Source organism: Herbiconiux daphne (assembly GCF_024979295.1).
GTDB classification, from domain to species: Bacteria; Actinomycetota; Actinomycetes; order Actinomycetales; family Microbacteriaceae; genus Herbiconiux; species Herbiconiux daphnes.
Window position 1 is genome coordinate 1 of sequence record NZ_JANLCJ010000663.1, and the last position, 562, is coordinate 562.

Genomic DNA, 562 nt, shown 5'->3' on the forward strand with positions numbered 1-562 from the left:
CTTCGAAGACATTCGTCGTATGCGGGACGAAGATGGCAACAACTATGTCTGGACGTTCAAGTTCTTAAGTGAACTCCAGGACATGATGAATGACATTCGTATGACCTTCGAAATCGAATGGTTCATGCCGCAGGCAAATCGTTCATCACTCATCACTCTGTACAACCGTTATCGCTCAGCTCAGCGTATCGATCCAGTTGAACTGGAAGACGTCGGTGAAGACGATGATGAAGACAGTGATGGGCCTGAGTGGTGAGCGCTCGCTCCCTGAATTAAAAACGTTGATAAAGATGAGGGGCTGGAACATGCCCCGCTAGAGGAAAGATTCATGTGTGGAATCGTATTTGCTGGATGTAACGTGATGAGTTCACGTGACGTCGATTTCTTTGAGAGCTTGTTGTACTGCGACATTGTTCGTGGTGATCATTCAACTGGTGTGTATGCTGGTTTCAGTATGGATGCCAAACAGCCTGTCGAAATCGAAATCCGTAAAGCAGCTGTACCGGCTGACGTGTATATTCGTCGCTCTGATATGTGGGATCAAGTTAAAGAGAAGCGCATC

The 562-nt window shown here is 47.0% G+C and carries 2 protein-coding genes; both read left to right on the forward strand.

Translation table 11 applies throughout. The features are described from left to right. Nucleotides 1-256: hypothetical protein (locus N1032_RS27020; RefSeq protein WP_259543777.1), on the forward strand; the 256-nt coding region annotated here is incomplete at its 5' end. 72 nt (nucleotides 257-328) lie between these two features. Continuing rightward, the coding region (locus tag N1032_RS27025; RefSeq protein WP_259543779.1) for a hypothetical protein at nucleotides 329-562 on the forward strand (234 nt) is incomplete at its 3' end.